Annotated in this window: 15 protein-coding genes; 10 read left to right on the forward strand and 5 right to left on the reverse strand. The window is 62.9% G+C overall.

From position 1 onward, the window contains the following. The first annotated feature begins 35 nt into the window (after positions 1-35). Positions 36-938 (forward strand): substrate-binding periplasmic protein, encoded by a 903-nt coding sequence (locus tag AB9K34_RS11165; protein ID WP_369954502.1) that lies wholly within the window; start codon positions 36-38, stop codon positions 936-938. Between the two features lie 74 nt (positions 939-1,012). After that, positions 1,013-1,534, forward strand: coding sequence for a CoxG family protein (locus AB9K34_RS11170; RefSeq protein ID WP_369954503.1), 522 nt, complete (start codon positions 1,013-1,015; stop codon positions 1,532-1,534). Positions 1,535-1,585: 51 nt separating this feature from the next. Here the strand turns inward: AB9K34_RS11170 and AB9K34_RS11175 are convergent, their stop codons facing one another. Beyond that, on the reverse strand, positions 1,586-2,470 hold the full coding sequence (locus AB9K34_RS11175) for an FAD:protein FMN transferase (protein WP_369954504.1): 885 nt from the start codon (positions 2,468-2,470) through the stop codon (positions 1,586-1,588). Further along, complete coding sequence (locus tag AB9K34_RS11180) at positions 2,467-4,542, reverse strand: 4Fe-4S binding protein (RefSeq protein WP_369954505.1); 2,076 nt, start codon at positions 4,540-4,542, stop codon at positions 2,467-2,469. Before AB9K34_RS11180 ends, AB9K34_RS11175 begins: the two co-directional genes overlap by 4 nt. 139 nt (positions 4,543-4,681) lie before the next feature. Here AB9K34_RS11180 and pqqA point away from each other — a divergent pair, with 139 nt between their 5' ends. The 8 genes from pqqA to arsB all read left to right on the forward strand — a co-directional run bounded on the left by pqqA (position 4,682) and on the right by arsB (position 13,731). Continuing rightward, positions 4,682-4,789: a pyrroloquinoline quinone precursor peptide PqqA gene (pqqA, locus tag AB9K34_RS11185; RefSeq protein ID WP_369954506.1), complete on the forward strand. Its 108-nt coding sequence runs from the start codon at positions 4,682-4,684 to the stop codon at positions 4,787-4,789. 213 nt (positions 4,790-5,002) lie between these two features. Beyond that, a complete protein-coding gene (locus AB9K34_RS11190; RefSeq protein ID WP_369954507.1) occupies positions 5,003-6,451 on the forward strand; it encodes an amidase in 1,449 nt (482 codons plus the stop codon). 26 nt (positions 6,452-6,477) lie between these two features. Beyond that, the gene (locus AB9K34_RS11195; protein WP_369954508.1) at positions 6,478-8,148 is read left to right on the forward strand and encodes an amidohydrolase; all 1,671 of its coding nucleotides are present in this window, start codon (positions 6,478-6,480) and stop codon (positions 8,146-8,148) included. A gap of 30 nt (positions 8,149-8,178) precedes the next feature. After that, on the forward strand, positions 8,179-9,468 hold the full coding sequence (locus AB9K34_RS11200) for a flavin-dependent oxidoreductase (RefSeq protein WP_369954509.1): 1,290 nt from the start codon (positions 8,179-8,181) through the stop codon (positions 9,466-9,468). Between the two features lie 144 nt (positions 9,469-9,612). Continuing rightward, the gene (locus AB9K34_RS11205) at positions 9,613-10,461 is read left to right on the forward strand and encodes a helix-turn-helix domain-containing protein (RefSeq protein WP_369954510.1); all 849 of its coding nucleotides are present in this window, start codon (positions 9,613-9,615) and stop codon (positions 10,459-10,461) included. Further along, positions 10,458-11,456 (forward strand): ArsJ-associated glyceraldehyde-3-phosphate dehydrogenase, encoded by a 999-nt coding sequence (locus tag AB9K34_RS11210; RefSeq protein ID WP_369954511.1) that lies wholly within the window; start codon positions 10,458-10,460, stop codon positions 11,454-11,456. Before AB9K34_RS11205 ends, AB9K34_RS11210 begins: the two co-directional genes overlap by 4 nt. Then, positions 11,453-12,721 carry an organoarsenical effux MFS transporter ArsJ gene (gene arsJ / locus AB9K34_RS11215; RefSeq protein ID WP_369954512.1) on the forward strand — a complete coding sequence of 423 codons (1,269 nt, stop codon included), beginning with the start codon at positions 11,453-11,455 and terminating at the stop codon, positions 12,719-12,721. The genes AB9K34_RS11210 and arsJ overlap by 4 nt, the downstream gene beginning before the upstream one ends. Further along, positions 12,718-13,731 carry an ACR3 family arsenite efflux transporter gene (gene arsB, locus AB9K34_RS11220; protein ID WP_369954513.1) on the forward strand — a complete coding sequence of 338 codons (1,014 nt, stop codon included), beginning with the start codon at positions 12,718-12,720 and terminating at the stop codon, positions 13,729-13,731. Before arsJ ends, arsB begins: the two co-directional genes overlap by 4 nt. Before the next feature lie 34 nt (positions 13,732-13,765). On the opposite strand, the gene choV is transcribed toward arsB, so the two are convergent. From choV to choX, 3 genes are read right to left on the reverse strand one after another with little or no spacing between them, the layout of a single operon-like run. Continuing rightward, positions 13,766-14,809, reverse strand: a complete 1,044-nt coding sequence (choV, locus tag AB9K34_RS11225) for a choline ABC transporter ATP-binding protein (RefSeq protein WP_369954514.1) — start codon at positions 14,807-14,809, stop codon at positions 13,766-13,768. 3 nt (positions 14,810-14,812) lie between these two features. Further along, on the reverse strand, positions 14,813-15,643 hold the full coding sequence (gene choW, locus AB9K34_RS11230; protein WP_369954515.1) for a choline ABC transporter permease subunit: 831 nt from the start codon (positions 15,641-15,643) through the stop codon (positions 14,813-14,815). Positions 15,644-15,680: 37 nt separating this feature from the next. After that, entirely contained in the window at positions 15,681-16,607 is a 927-nt protein-coding gene (gene choX / locus AB9K34_RS11235) for a choline ABC transporter substrate-binding protein (RefSeq protein ID WP_369954516.1), read from the reverse strand. Between the last annotated feature and the right edge of the window lie 48 nt (positions 16,608-16,655).

Here is a 16,655-nt window from a genome sequence, read left to right on the forward strand (position 1 = left end):
CGGCGCGCGCCCTTTTCCGGGGGCTGAGGGGGCACATGCAAAAGACACTTCACGCCGCACTGGTTGCATTGCTGCTCGGATGTTTCGCGGCAAGCGGCGTCTGGGCCCGCTGTGCGGATTACGTCCCGCAACCCAAACCGCAGAACACCGCCCGTGACGTGGTCGGGGCGGATCTCGACACCATCCGCGAGCGTGGCTTCATCACTTTCGCGGTGTACGAGGATTTTCCGCCCTGGTCCTACGAACAAGACGGCAAGCCGGTCGGCGTGGATATCGATCTCGGACGTTTGATCGCGGCGGACCTTGGGGTCGAGGCACGTTTCAAGCTGGTGGCGGCGGGCGAGACACTGGAAGCGGATCTGCGCAACTGGGTGTGGAAAGGCCCGGTGGTCAGCGGCAGCGTCGCGAATGTCATGCTGCATGTTCCTTATGACAGCGATTTTGCCTGTCGGGTCGAGCAGGTCGTGTTCACCGGACAATACAATGTCGAGGAAATCGCCATTGCCTACCGCAAGTCGGCCTATCCGGAGGATCCGCCTGTGCCGGCCTATTTCCGCTTCGATACGGTCGCCGTGGAGAATGACTCGATTTCAGATTTCTACCTCTCGTCCTTTCCCGGCGGGCAATTGGTCGGCAATGTGCGCCGTTACCCCACGATGGCGGCAGCCATGACAGGTCTGGCGCAGGGCGAAACCAAGGCCGCGATGGGTGCGCGCGCGCAGATCGAACATGGGCTCACACCCGAACTTGCGATGCATACGCCGCCATTGCCGGGCTTCTCTGTCGGGAACTGGACGGTGGGCGTCGCGGTGCACTTTGCGTACCGACCGTTGGCTTACGCGGTGGATGACGCCATCGTTGCCGCCATCGCGGACGGACGGCTCGAACGGATTTTCGCCGATCACGGCCTGACGTTTCACCCGCCCGAACTGCGCTGACTTAACCAATGGTCGGATTGCCGAACGATGCGCCGACCAATACTGTAAACCAACAAGGTTGAAGGACCCTAGCCATGCAGATGAATGACTCCATTGAAATTGCCGCCCCGCGGTCCGTGGTGTGGGAGGCGTTGCTCAGCCCCGAGGTGCTCAAGGAATGTGTGCCTGGCTGTCAGGAAATGAGCGGGTCCGCCGAGGACGGGTTCGAAGCGACCGTCGTGCAGAAGGTCGGCCCGGTCAAGGCGACGTTCAAGGGGGCCGTGACCATTTCCGATGTTGTGGAAGGTGAGAGCCTGACCCTGACCGGAGAAGGCAAGGGGGGCGCTGCGGGCTTTGCCAAGGGCGGCGCAAAGGTGACGCTCGCCGACAGCGGCGAGGGCACCCTGCTGACCTATGATGTCGATGCCAAGGTTGGCGGCAAGCTGGCGCAGCTGGGCAGCCGTATCATCGACGGTTTCGCCAAGAAGATGGCGGCGCAGTTCTTTGCGCGCTTCCAGGAGGTGGTGCAGGGACCTGCCGACGGAGAATCCGACGCCGGGGCAGAAGGTGGCGAGCCCGCCAAGAAAAGCTGGCTGAAGCGGATGATTTCGAGCTGAGATGCGTGCCTGCGTGCGGCCTGTTCAGCACGGGCCGCACCGGCGTTTTGCCTATGCCAACGTAACGATATCGCCGTTGTCATCAACGAGTGTCGCATTTGCGTTTCCGGGCAAATGCGGCAGAGCGTTGCGGATTGCCGCGACCGGCATCAGGCAGAACGCGGTCGATGCGGCGTCTGCAATGGCGGCGCTGTCGGCCTGCACACTGACCGTCGACCAGAGCGGCGGCTGGCCCTGCGGTCCGACGATGTGACCCTGTCCGTTTCCAAGTGACATTGCGCCCGGGCTTGACGTGGCGATGGCGCGGTTGGTCAGCGTCTGCGTCGCAATCAATCCTTGGGTCGGGTCCGAGATGCCAAGACGCCACGGGCCGCCGATCCCGCTGAATTCGCCGATATTCACCAGCACCCGGTCAAAGCCGCGCCGGCGCAAGTCATTCGCCGCGAGATCGGTGGCATAGCCCTGTGCAATCCCGTTCAGGGTCAGCGCCTGACCGGGATCGAGCGTCACCCGGCGCGATGTGCGGTCCACGCGGTCCCATCCCAGCAGCGTCCTCGCCCGGTCGAGGGGTTCGCGATTTCGTATCGCCTGCCAAAGGGGCTGGATCGTCGGATCGAACACACCGCCCGTCGCCCGATGGACGCGGTCGACCTGTTCGAAAAGGCCAAGCAGTTCCGGTTCGGGGTCTGTCAGCCTTCCGTTCCGGTTCAGTTCGGACAGGCGCGAACCCGGGTCGAACAGGCTGAACAGCCATTCGACGCGGCGCAACATCGCGCGCATGTCGTGCAACGCGCCCTCGGCGGCGTCAGGCTGCGCGTGAATGGTCAGCGATACCTCGGCTCCAAGCGCATGTCCCTGCCATCTGACCGGTGCGGCACAGGCGGGTGTCGCCGCCGCCGCCGCCGCGATCGCAAGGAAGCGGCGTCGCGAGATCATTCCGCCGCCTCGCGGCGCAGCTGGTTCTTGCGTGACAGAACCAGGGGAACACAGCGACTCCGGTCGTTGTGGATGCTCACACAATCGAGGCATTGGAAACACTCTGAATACTGGATTTCTCCGCTGCGCTTGATTGCGCCATAGTTGCATTTGACCTTGCATAATTGACAGGGACTACCGCATTCGGACCGTCGCGCGATCCAGTCGCGACCGCGCAGCATGCCGCCAATCGCCATCACCGCGCCGAGTGGACAGACATAACGGCAGAAGCCCTTGAACATCGTTATCCCGAGCACCAGCCAGAACAACGCATAGGCGACATAGTACCAATCGCGCATGAAAAATGTCGTTACCGCGGTCTTGAACGGTTCGACCTCGGCCACGAGATCGGTCTGATCCGGAGCGAGAAAGACCGTCGCGACCAGACCGGCCAGCAGGACATATTTCAGTTTTTTCAGCCGCGCGTCCCATCGGGCGGAAGGCTCGATACGCGGCAGGCGCAACAGGCGTCCGAGATGATGGGAAAATTCCTGCATCGCTCCGAAGGGGCAGAGCCAGCCACAGAACAGCCCGCGTCCCCAGAGCACGAAACCGGCGAGTGTCACCGCCCAGATCAGCAGTGAAAACGGATCGTAGAGCAGGAAGGCAAAGCTGCCATTGTCGAACAGGGCGCGCAGGCTGCCCAGAACCGTCACGATCGAGAGCTGGCCCTGACCCCACCAGCCGATAAATCCGATCACCACCGCCAGAATGGTCAGGCGGATCGGCGTGAATGCCCGGTTGTCCGCCAGCGGGTTCATGCGAAAGAACAGCAGCCAGAGCAGCAGCGCAAGAAACCCGGCCAGCAAGACCATATCGGCCATGCGGTTCTGCAAGGCAGACAGCCATGGCGGCGCCGGGGTGACGACCTCGGGGCGAACAAAGAACCGCTCATCGGTCTGGTGCGTGACAGATAACGTCACGCTGCCGGTCTCGGGCTGGAACATGCCATGTTGCCGGACCGCCTCGACACTCAGCGTCCATTCGCTTGCCGGATCAAAGCCCAGCCGCCGGTCGGTACGCAGGATCATCGCACGCCCGTCGGGAACGCCGTCTGCCAGATCAAAGAACAGGTCGGCATCGCGCAACGCCACGGGGAATCCGTTTTGCTCGGCAGAAATCCGGTCGGGCGCGGTATTGCGCACGAAATCGTCGCTGACCAGCCCGTGACGGGCGGTCTCAATCAACAGGATCGGTTCGTCATCGCCGGAGATTTCGAGGAAATTCGCCAATTCCCGCAATCCGCTGTCATCGAGCACCGCGCGGGCGATGGACGGTGGCCCGATATCGACAATCCAGAGGTCGAGATAGGGCTCGTCGGGATAATCGGTGGCTTCGGGATCATCGCCTTCCCACAGGGTGCCGGCAAATGCGTCTTCGATTTCGGCATTGCTGACGCGCAGGCGCGTGGCCAGCCCCTGATCGACCAGCGCCTGCCAGTCCAGCGGCTCGTCGTGATCCGGGTCGGGATGTGCCGGTGGTTCTGCGCTGATGCCCTGCATCTTTTCGCGCGCCACGGCAAGCGCGGCGGCCATGATCGATTCATGTGCGATCCGCACCGAGGCGGTCGCCTTGGTGACGCCATCCAGATAAACCAGCGAGCTGCCCTGCGATGCGCCTCGGTAGGGCGTTCCGACCACAAGGGACGTGGTTATCGAGTGCCCGGCATATTGTTCAAGAAAGGCACGAAAAGGTGCTTCGCCCAGGCCGGAGACAAAGATCGGCTCATTCTGCTCGATCAGGCGCACATCGAGGAACTTGCCGTCATGGTCCAGCAGGACCAGAAGGTTCACCGGTGCGCCGGAAAAGCCGGGCAGCGGCGCGAGCGGTTCGGTTTCAAACACGAACCCCGCATCGGCGCGGCTGATGTCGATAAGCTGGTAGACCCCGTCATTTCCGACCGGCTCGCCCAGCGAATAGGGTTGCGGCACAAGCGCGGCGATCTCCTCGCGCGGCAACGGTTCGCCCAGGGCGACGGTGCCGAGCAGGCCGGCATGCAGCCCCAGTATCATTAGCCAAAGTAACGCGCGCATGGCCGCAGGCTAGATCGCGACCGCGTTCCGGAAAATGCGACCTTGGTCCAAGGGCCGGGCACTAAGACCAAAGGATCATTTGTTCGGTGTCGTGCCGGGGATAAGCTGCGCCAATACAGAACTCTTGGGAGGATACCGAATGGCCTGGAAGACACCTGAAATCACCGAAGTGAACTGCGGCATGGAGATCAACATGTATTCTCCCGCCGATGATGACAGCCGCGATTACGAACCGGACCTGTTCTGAGGGAACGCGGCGTTTCGCGCGCCGCGACCTGTCCTGACGGGTCGCGTATCGCCGATTGACGACGCCAAAGCGTCCTTTGGAACACATCAGAGTTGCCCCGCGTCAGATCGACTGGCGCGGGTTTTCTTGTCTCGAGCGTGATGCAGGTCCGGCCTCTGGTCTTTTCGGATGGCGCGTGTAACGTGATCCCAAGACGAAGACAGCAGGGACATCATGCAGGACATTTATCTCGAGAACGACGCCACGGGGCTGGCGGCGCTGGTGGCAAGTGGCGAGGTTTCAGCCGATACGTTGCTGGAGTGTGCGCTTGAGCGCGTCGCGGCCATCAACCCGTCACTGAACGCGGTCGTGATGCTGCGCGAGGAGGTTGCGCGCGATGCGATCCGCGCCGGGCTGCCGAAGGGGCCATTCACCGGCGTGCCGTTTCTGCTGAAGGATCTCGGGGCCGAGGCGATTGATTTTCCGACCAATAACGGGTCTGCCCTGATGCGCGACAGCGCGCACAGCTATGACAGCGAACTCTTTCTGCGCCTGCGTGCCGCAGGGCTGGTCAGTTTCGGTCGCACCACCTCGCCGGAACTTGGCGTCGGTCCGGTGACCGAGGCACAGGTCTACGGCGGACCGACGCGCAACCCCTGGAACACCGATCACACGTCGGGGGGCTCGTCCGGTGGGGCGGCTGCCGCCGTTGCGGCAGGGATCGTGCCGGTTGCACATGGCAGCGATGGCGGCGGGTCGGTGCGCATTCCGGCGTCGTCCTGCGGGCTGGTCGGATTCAAACCCACGCGCGCGCGCCTGCCGGAAGGGCCGGGGGCCGGCGAGGGCTGGGGCGGAATGGCGATCGACGGGTTTCTGACACGCAGCCTGCGCGACACCGCGGCGCTTCTGGATGCGGTCAACGGGCCGGATCTTGGTGCGCCTTATTTCCCGCCACCGATGCAAGGGACCTTTGTGCAGGCGCTGGTCGCGCCACCACGCCGGTTGCGTGTCGCGCTGTGCCCGATGACACTCAGCGGGACGCCGGTGCATGCCGACTGTGCCGAAGCGGTCGAAAAGACCGGTCGCCTGCTCGAGAGCCTTGGACATGATGTCGAACCGGTCAGTTTGCCCGCCGATCTGGATGTCGAGGCGATGATGATCGCTTGGACACGTATTGTCGCCTGCGGCACGGCGCTGTCGGTTCGATCGGTCCTGCGGGGCAAACCGCTCGATCGGGAACTGCTGGATGGCGTGACACGCGGTGCACTTGCCTATGCCGAGCAGATCTCCGGCGCGGATTATCTTGAGGCCATTGGCGAGATACATGCTTTTGGCCGTCGCATGGCGCATTTCCTGACCGCGTGCGATGTGCTGGTGACGCCGACGCTGGCGGCGCCGCCCGCGCCGGTCGGACGGCACAAGCCGGATAACGAGGATTTCCTCGATTACCGCACCGGGCCGGGCGGCGTTTTCGAATATTCGCCCTTTACCGCCGTCTTCAACGCGAGCGGGCAACCCGCCGTGTCGCTGCCGCTGCACTGGACCGCAGAGGACCTGCCGGTGGGCGTGCATCTCGCGATGCCTTTCGGCGCGGACGAGGGCCTGATGTCGCTCGCCTCGCAGATTGAAGCGGCGGCGCCCTGGTGGGACAAGCAACAACAACTGGTCGCGAGACTCGGCTGACACAACAACAGGGGCGGAACAGGTTCATGACGGTTGCAGAGATCATCATCGAGAATGGCAGGCTGATCACGTTTGACGACAGCAACGGACACGCCGAGGCCATTGCACTTGCGGGCGGTCGTATTCTCGCCGTCGGCAGCAATGCCGAGATAGGCGCAATGCGCGGACCCGACACGCGGACCATCGACGCGGCGAAGTGCACGGTTCTGCCGGGTTTCATCGAAAGCCATATCCATCTGTTTTCCGGCGGTCTGGAACTGGGCCTGCTGGACCTCTCGACCAGCCATGATATCGAAACCGTCACGGCCAGGGTGCGCGCCTATTCGGCAGAGCAGCCGGATGTGCCGCTGCTCTACGCGATCGGGGCGCATTACGATCTGTTGGGGCCGGGACGGACGATCGACCGTCACGGGCTTGATCGGGTAATGCCCGACCGGCCGTTTGCGGTGATGGCGGCGGATCATCATACGTTATGGGCCAACACCCGCGCTCTGGAACTCGCCGGCATCCTGCGGGGCGGTTCGGTATCTGAAGGCAGCGAGATCGTGATGGGTGCAGACGGGCTGGCAACCGGCGAACTGCTCGAATCCGGTGCGTATGAACACGTTCTCGCCAAGACCGCATCCGGGGGGCGTGACCTTCTGGGCATGACAACCGGCAACGATCCTTCTCCTCCGGCGACATCGCAGCAACGTGCGGCGGACAAGGCGGTGCTGCGCGACGCGCTTCGGCATCTGGCAAAGACCGGCGTGACCACCTTTCACAACATGGACGGCAACCTGTATCAGCTTGAGCTGCTGTCGGAGATCGAGGCCGAGGGAGACCTGATTTGCCGGGGACAGATTCCGTTCCATCTCAAGAATTTCGATCCTGTCGACCGTCTTGCCGAGGCGGACGAGATGCGCCGACGGTTTGACAGTGACTGGCTCTGGTCCGGGCGGCTGAAACTGTTTCATGACGGGGTCGTGGAATCCGGCACGGCGGCCATGTTGCGCCCCTATCCGAACTGGCCGGACAGCACCGGTGCGCCGTTGTTCGCGCCGGAACAGTTCAACGAGATCTGCGTGCGGGCGGATGCGATGGGTTTGCAGATCAGCGTTCATGCCATCGGCGACGCCGCCGTGCGCGGCACGCTTGACGGTTATGCCGCCGCCCGCGCGGCCAACGGCGTCCGCGACAGTCGCCACAGGATCGAGCATATTGAAGTGCTTCATCCTGACGATCTGCCGCGCCTGCGGGCGCTTGACGTCGTCGCTTCGATGCAGCCGCTGCACGCGCCGTGGGGTGGGCTTTTTGCGCCCCCCAAAGAGGGGCAGGTCTTGCACGAAGACCAGAAGCCGCTGGCCTACGCCTGTCAGACGATCCGCGAAACCGGTGTGCCCCTGATCTTCTCCAGCGACTGGCCCGTGGTGCCGGTCGAGGTGTTGCCATCGCTCGGCGCGGCGGTCGCGCCAAAAGGGCTTGGCGGCAACTGGACGGATCAGAGACAGAACCTGCATGATGCACTGGCGAGCTATACGTCCACGGCGGCCTATGCGGAGTTCAGCGAAGGCAGAAAAGGCCGGCTGACGCCCGGCATGTTCGCCGATCTGGTGATCCTGTCCGACGACATTGAAAAGGTCGCGCCGGAAGCGGTGGGCGCGCTGTCGGTGCGGCTCACGATTTGCGGTGGCCGCGTGACGTATGACGCAGGCTAGGACGATCCGCTGGCGCCAAAGGAGGATCCCATGAGCGAACCACATGTCCTGATTGCCGGCGGTGGGATCGGCGGGCTGACGCTTGCGCTGACGCTGCATCAGATCGGTGTCAGGGCCACGGTTTTCGAGGCGGCGCGCGAGATGCGCCCGCTGGGGGTGGGGATCAACCTGCAACCGAATGCGGTGCGCGAGTTGATGGATCTCGGCATCGGCACCGACGCGCTGGACACGGTTGGGCTTCCGGCCCGCGAATGGGCGCTTGTCGGGCTGAACGGCCGGGAAATCTATGCGGAGCCGCGCGGGCTCGAGGCCGGGTATGCCTGGCCGCAATATGCCATGCATCGCGGCCTGTTTCACGTGTTGTTGTATGAAACCGTGATCAACAGGCTGGGGCCGGACGCGGTGCGGATGGGAACCCGCGTGTCATCCTACGAGCACCTGCCGGACGGGCGTGTCTCGGTGACCTGCACCGATGCGCGGGGCGATGTGGTGCGCCATGATGGCACGCTTCTGATCGGTGCGGATGGTATCCATTCGACCATCCGCGCGCAGATGTACCCGGATCAGCCTCCGATCCACTGGGGCGGCATTCTGATGTGGCGCGGCACGACGCGGATGCGCCCGATCCGAACCGGATCGTCCTTTGTCGGGTTGGGCACACATCGGCACCGTATGGTGGTCTACCCGATTTCGCATCCCGATCCTGACGGAATCTGCACCGTCAACTGGATCGCCGAACAGACCGTCGCGCCCGGGCATCGCTGGGAAAAGAGCGGCTGGTTCCGCCCGGTTGAAATCGACAGCTTCGCGCATGAATTCGACGGGTTCCGCTATGACTGGCTCGACGTCCCGGCGATGCTGCGCGCGTCGGACATCGCGTATGAGAACCCGATGATCGATCGTAACCCGATCCCGACCTGGGTTGACGGACCCGTTGCGCTGATGGGAGACGCGGCGCACGCGATGTATCCGACCGGGTCAAACGGGGCGAGCCAGGCGATCGTCGATGCGCGTGTGCTCGGGCAGTCGATGGTCGCGCGGGGTGTCACGCCAGACGCGCTTGCGGCATATGACGCGGCTCTGTGCGCGCCGGTGTCCCAACTGGTGCTGCGCAACCGCGAGGCGGGTCCGTTCGGGTTGCTCAATCTCGTGCATGAGCGCTGTGGCGGCGCGTTCGACAATATCGACGAGGTTATCCCGCCCGATGAACGGGCGGCCTTCGTGGCCGGATACAAGCAGGCCGCCGGCTTTGCCATCGAGCGCCTGAACGCGGCACCGCCGACTATCCCGCAAGGTGCAAAGGTGGCCGCCGCGCGGTGATCGCATCGCTTGCCTGGCTACGACCTAAGCGACGAACAGTGTGACGGTGGATCGTTCAACGCCACCGCCCGCGCATTGTTTCGATCTGAAAAAAAACGCGCGGAAACCGGTTGCACAAACCTATATTTCGGTTATTCATGAAATATGGAAATAGATATTCTCTCCCGCCTGTCGGCATTGGCACATCCGCAGCGCCTTGCGCTGTTCCGGCTGTTGATGCGCCGGTATCCGGACCAAGTTGCGGCGGGAGAACTGGCGCGGGCGCTCGACCTCAAGGCAAGCACGCTTTCCGCCTACCTCGCGACGCTGGTGCAGGCGGGGCTGCTGGTGCAGACGCGGGCAGGGACATCGCTGCTCTACAGCGTCAATCTTGCGGGCGTGCGGCAGACCTTCGACCACCTGTTCCTCGATTGCTGCCGCGGTCGTCCCGAACTGTGCCCTCCCATCTCGATGCCATCGGCGACAGAGCCCGCACCCCGGCCTGAGCGCCCGTACAACGTCCTCTTTCTCTGCTCCGGAAATTCGGTTCGTTCGATCCTGGCGGAGTCGCTGTTGCGTCACGAGGGGGGAGGGATGTTCAACGCCTACTCTGCCGGAACTAACCCGTGTTCCGCGCCGGATCCGCGCGTGCTCGATCTGCTCCGAACCTGCGGGCATGACATTGCAAATCTGCGATCCAAGGCGCTGAGCACCTATCGGTGCCCCGACGCGCCGGGATTCGATTTCGTTTTCACGGTTTGCGATCGGGCCGCAAATGAAGAGTGTCCGACCTGGCCCGGACAACCGATAAGTGCACATTGGGGCGTGCCCGATCCCACCGGGGTTCCGGGTGGCGAAGCGGAAAAGGCACTGGCCCTGAAGCAGACCTATGGCGCACTTTCACGGCGCATCGCCGGTTTTGCCGCCTTGCCGATCAAGTCTCTGGATCGGGTCTCCCTGCAACACGCGGTCGATGATCTGGCCCGACTGCCCGAAGAGAACGTGCCATCATGACAGTCTATGCCATCAACGGACTTGGCCGCATCGGGAAACTGGCCTTGCGCCCGCTGCTGGAACGCGGGGCCAGGATCGCCTGGATAAACGATGCGGTGGGTAATGCACAGATGCACGCGCATCTGCTCGAATTCGATACGGTGCATGGTCGTTGGCCCGCCACGTTCAGCCATGATGCAAACAGCGTGACGATAGACGGCACGCAGTTGCCCTTTGTCGGTACGGCTGATCCCGGCGCGCTGCCGCTCGATGGGGTAGACGTGATGATCGACTGCACCGGCAAGCACAAGACCGAGGCCAAGATGGCACCGTATTTTGACGCCGGGATCAAGAAGGTCGTGGTTTCAGCGCCGGTCAAGGATGGGCCGACCGCCAACATCGTCATGGGAGTCAATGACAGGGCCTATGACCCCGCGACACACCGGATCATCACCGCGGCCAGTTGCACGACCAATTGCATCGCGCCTGTGGTCAAGGTGGTGCATGACGCCATCGGTATCCGCCACGGGTCTATTACCACCGTGCATGATGTGACCAATACGCAGACAATCGTCGACAGGCCGGCCAAGGATCTGCGACGCGCGCGCTCGGCATTGAATTCGCTGATCCCCACCACGACCGGAAGCGCGACGGCAATCACCCTGATCTATCCCGAACTCGCGGGGCGGCTGAACGGTCACGCGATCCGCGTGCCGCTGCTCAATGCGTCGATCACGGATTGCGTGTTCGAAATGCAGCGCGAGACCAGTGTCGACGAGGTCAACGCCCTGTTCAAAAGCGCAGCCGAGGGACCGCTCCGGGGCATCCTCGGCTATGAGGACCGCCCGCTGGTTTCGGCCGATTACACCAATGACACCCGCTCGACGATTGTGGACGGGCCGTCGACCATGGTGGTCAACGGAACCCAGCTCAAGATATACGCGTGGTACGACAATGAAATGGGCTATGCGCATCGGCTGGCCGACGTGGCGCTGATGGTCGGGGCATCGTTGTGACAGGGCGTGCCGCGGGTCTGTCGGCCTATATCGCCGTCACCGCCGCCTATTGGGCCTTCATGCTCACCGATGGTGCGTTGCGCATGCTGGTGCTGCTTCATTTTCACACGCTGGGGTTTTCGCCGGTGCAACTGGCCTATCTCTTCGTGCTCTACGAGATCGCGGGCATCGTGACCAACCTGTCGGCGGGGTGGATCGCGGCGCGGTTCGGTTTAACCAGCACGCTCTATGCCGGGCTTGCCCTGCAGGTTGCTGCGCTGATCGCGCTCACACGGCTTGATCCCGGCTGGACAGTCGGCGCATCGGTGGCCTTCGTGATGCTGGTGCAGGGCGCATCGGGCGTGGCAAAGGACCTGGCCAAGATGTCATCGAAATCGGCGGTCAAACTGCTTGCGCCGGCGACGGGCGGCGGACTGTTTCGTTGGGTCGCATTGCTCACGGGGTCCAAGAACGCGGTCAAGGGTTTCGGTTTTCTGGTCGGGGCAGCGGGTCTCGCGACCATCGGGTTTGTCGCGACGCTGTGGGTGATGGCTGCGGCGCTTGGGCTGATCCTGATCGCGGTGCGCGTGTCGATGCCACCGGGCTTGCCCGAGGGGCGCAAGGACGCGAAATTCTCGGAACTCTTTTCGCGGTCGCGCAATGTGAACTGGCTGTCCGTGGCGCGGGTTTTCCTGTTTGGCGCGCGCGATGTCTGGTTCGTGGTCGGCATCCCGATCTATTTCTACGCGGTTCTGTCGGATGGCAGCGAAGCGGGCAACCGCACGGCGTTTTTCATGATCGGGACGTTCATGGCGATCTGGATCATTCTGTATGGTGCGATCCAGGCCGCAGCGCCACGCATCCTGCGCGCCAATGCGCGCAGCGAAGCCGATCTTGTCGGCGCCGTGCAACGCTGGGCGCTGATGCTCTGCGCGGTGCCTGCGGTTCTGACGGGGCTGGTCGCGACGCAGAGCGAACCGGTGGCCTGGCTGACGCTGTCGCTGGTTGTCGGCCTCATGACCTTCGGGGTGCTGTTCGCGGTGAACTCGTCGCTGCACTCCTATCTGATCCTCGCTTTCACGCGTGATGATCGGGTGACCATGGATGTGGGATTTTACTATATGGCCAACGCAGCGGGGCGATTGCTCGGAACGCTGCTGTCAGGGCTGACCTATCAGACAGGCGGTTTGCCCCTGTGTCTCGGAACGGCGGCGATCATGGTGGCGTTGAGTGCGCTCGCCGCCGGCAAACTCAAACCTCAAACCTCGCAAGGCGCAATTGCATGAGCATTTTCGAACGTTACCTCAGCCTGTGGATCGCACTGGCCATTCTCGCCGGGATCGCCCTGGGCAGTGTCGCGCCCGGCCTTGTGGACATGATCGCGGCGGCCGAGGTCGCACAGGTCAATCTGGTGGTTGCGGTGCTGATCTGGGCGATGGTCTATCCGATGATGGTGGGGGTCGATCCGGCCTCGCTCAGGGACGCGGTGCGCCAGCCGAGGGGGCTCTTGATCACGTTGATTGTCAACTGGCTGATCAAACCTTTTACAATGGCGGCGCTGGCGGTCCTGTTCTTTGACCATGTCTTTGCCGATTACCTCTCGCCCGAGGATGCGATGCAATATACGGCTGGCCTGATCCTGCTGGGCGCGGCACCCTGTACGGCGATGGTGTTCGTCTGGTCGCAACTGACGCGCGGCGACGAAAGCTACACGCTGGTTCAGGTCACGGTGAACGATGTCATCATGGTGTTTGCCTACGCACCTCTTGTCGCGCTGCTGCTCGGCGTGACCAATATCGAGGTGCCGTGGAACACGCTGGTTCTGTCGGTCTTGCTGTTCGTTGCGCTGCCGTTCGTCGCCGGACTTCTGACGCGGCGTTTTCTGGGAACAGAGGCGCGCATCAACGCCTTTCGCGACTCCATAAAACCGTTTTCGATCGCCGGTCTGATCGCGACTGTGGTGATCCTGTTCGGATTGCAGGGCCAGGTCATTCTCGACCGACCCCTGGTGATCGCGATTATCGCGGTGCCGATCCTGATCCAGAGCTACGGGATATTCGCGATTGCCTATGCCGCCGCCTTCGCGCTCAGGGTTCCGCACAGGATCGCCGCACCCTGCGCATTGATCGGGACATCGAATTTCTTTGAACTCGCCGTGGCCGTCGCCATTTCGCTGTTCGGTCTCAATTCGGGCGCGGCGCTGGCGACCGTCGTCGGTGTGCTGGTCGAGGTGCCGGTCATGTTGTCGCTGGTGGCGTTCTCCAACCGGACCCGCGCCAGATTCCCCGTGCAATGATCGGCCCCGGTCGTCTGACGCGCGCCGCTCTGTCCTAGCTGCCGCGCGGATCGAGCAGCTTTGCAATAACGCTGTCGCCGCTGATCTGGCCAATGATGTCGCCGTCCACCATGACGCCGACCGGGTGACCGGTTTGCAGAACCTGGCCCATCACCTTCTGAATGCTCAGGTCGGGAGCGACGCACGCGGCGGGGACGCTGTCGCCGACCGGTTCCATCACGTCGCGGGCGCAGAGCACGCCAAGCGGATTCATATGCGCCACGAAATCGGCGACGTAATCATTGGCCGGGGCGGAGAAAATCTGTTGCGGAGTGCCGCATTGCACGATGCGGCCGCCCTCCATGATCGCGATCCGGTTGCCCAGCTTGAATGCCTCGTCCAGATCGTGGCTGACAAAGATGATGGTGCGGCGCAGTTCTTTTTGCAGGTCCAGCAATTCATCTTGCAGCCGCGTCCGGATCAGCGGATCAAGCGCCGAGAACGGTTCGTCCATCAACAGGATCGGTGCGTCCGTGGCAAAGGCGCGGGCCAGACCCACGCGCTGCTGCATCCCGCCTGACAGTTCACCGACCTTGCGGTCGGCCCAGTCCGCCAGACCGACAAGTTCAAGCTGCCGGTTGACCTGCGCGCGCCGGTCGTTGCGCGACAGGCCGGACAGTTCGAGACCAAGTCCGACATTCTCGTGCACGGTGCGCCAGGGCAGCAGGCCGAATTGCTGAAACACCATGGCGACATGGTTCTGGCGAACCCGACGCAGGGTCGCGGGATCGGCGTGGGTGACATCGACCATACCGGTGCCGTCGTTGATGCTGACCGAGCCGCGCACCACCGGGTTCAGCCCGTTGATTGCGCGCAGCAGCGTGGACTTGCCGGACCCTGACAGGCCCATGAGGACAAGGATTTCGCCCTCTTGGACGGTGAGGCTGCAATCATGCACCCCAAGAACCTGGCCGGTGGCGGTCTGGATCTCCGCGCGCTCCTGCAATGCGTCCATCAGGGGCAAGGCCTGTTCCGGTTGGTCTCCGAACACGATTGACACGTTGTCGATCGTGACGGCGGCGGAAGTGGCATCTGTCATCGTTCAGCGCTCCATCCGCAGCATGCGGTCGAGCATGATCGCCAGCACCACGATGATGAAACCGCTTTCGAACCCGAGCGCGATATTCACCGAGTTGATCGCCCGTAGGACAGGCACGCCAAGCCCGTCGGCCCCCACAAGTGCGGCAATGACCACCATCGACAGGGACAGCATGATGGTCTGGTTCAACCCCGCCATGATCTGTGGCAGCGCGTAGGGCAGTTCCACCTTGAACAGCGTCTGCCGGTTGGTCGCTCCGAATGATTGCGCCGCTTCCAGCAACGGTTGCGGCGTCGATGAGACCCCCAGATGCGTCAGCCGGATCGGTGCGGGCAGAACAAAGATCACCGTCGCGATCAGTCCCGGCACCATGCCGATGCCAAAGAACACGATGGCAGGGATCAGGTAGACGAAGGTGGGCAGGGTCTGCATCAGGTCCAGCACCGGGCGCATGGCGCGATAGAGCTTGGGCCGGTGGGCCGCCGCGATCCCGAGCGGCACCCCGAGCGCCATGCAGAAGACGCAGGCCGACAGGACCAGCGTCAGGCTCTCGGTGGTTTCCTCCCAATAGCCCTGGTTCAGAATGAACAGGAATCCGAGCGCAACGAAAAGACAGGTTTTCCAACTGCGCTGGAACAGCCATGTCAGTCCGACAAACCCCGCAACCACGATCAGCGGGTGCGGGGTTTGCAGCACCCTGAGGATGCCGTCGATCATGGTTTCCATGAACACCGACAGCGCGTCGAAGAACCAGTCGAAATTGTCCTGTAGCCAGAGAAAAAAAGCCTCGGCCCAGTCCCCGACGGGAATCTTGCGGTTGGTCAACCAATCCATGGATGCTCCGTGTCAGGTGCTGAGGCCGGACGGCGGATCAGTTCAGCAAGGCTTTGCTGGCGGTTTCAAAAGCATCATTCTCGCCGCTGGCATCCTTGACGCCGTCAAGCCATGCCTTCAGCGTGTCGGGATTGCCAGCGATCCACGTGGATGCGGCATCGGCCGGATCGGCCCCGTCGTCAAGGATCGCACCCATGATCTCGTTTTCCATAGCCAGCGTGAATTCGAGGTTCATCAGCAGTTTGCCGACATTCGGGCATTCCTCGACATATCCGGCGCGGGTGTTGGTAAAGACGGTGGCACCGCCAAGGTTGGGACCGAAAAAATCGTCGCCGCCGGTCAGGTAGGTCAGCTCGAAATTGGCGTTCATCGGGTGTGGTTCCCAGCCCAGGAATACGATCGGCTCGTCCCGTCGGTCGGCGCGGGCCACCTGTGCCAGCATCCCCTGTTCCGAGCTTTCCTTGACGTCGAAATCGTTCAGCCCAAATGCACCTTGCTCGATCATGTCGAGGATCAGGCGATTGCCGTCATTGCCGGGTTCGATCCCGTAGATCGTGTTGTCCAGAGCCTCGCCCTGTGTCGCGATGGCATCGAACGAGGTGATGCCGAGATCGGCCCCGGCCTTGTTGGTGGCCAGTGTGTATTTCGCCCCTTCAAGGTTGGCGCGCACGGTGTCGACGGTGCCTGCCTCGCGATAGGCCGCGATGTCGGCCTCCATCGTGGGCATCCAGTTGCCCAAGAATACGTCGATGTCGCCCGCCGCAAGCGAGGCGTAGGTCACCGGCAGGGACAGAACCTTGATGTCTGTCTCATAGCCGAGTGCCTCCAGCACCACGGTGGTGGCGGCGGTCGTCGCGGTGATATCTGTCCAGCCCACATCCGAAAAGGTCACGGAATTGCATTCGGCGGTTGCCGTGGTCGCGGCTGCGGCCAGCGCGAGCGCGGAAACAAGTGTCTTGGTCATTCTGTCAAATCTCCCCTGAGTTTTCCGATTGATGCGCCTTGAGGCTTG

Source organism: Sedimentitalea sp. XS_ASV28 (genome assembly GCF_041224545.1).
In the GTDB taxonomy this organism is placed as follows: Bacteria; Pseudomonadota; Alphaproteobacteria; order Rhodobacterales; family Rhodobacteraceae; genus Sedimentitalea.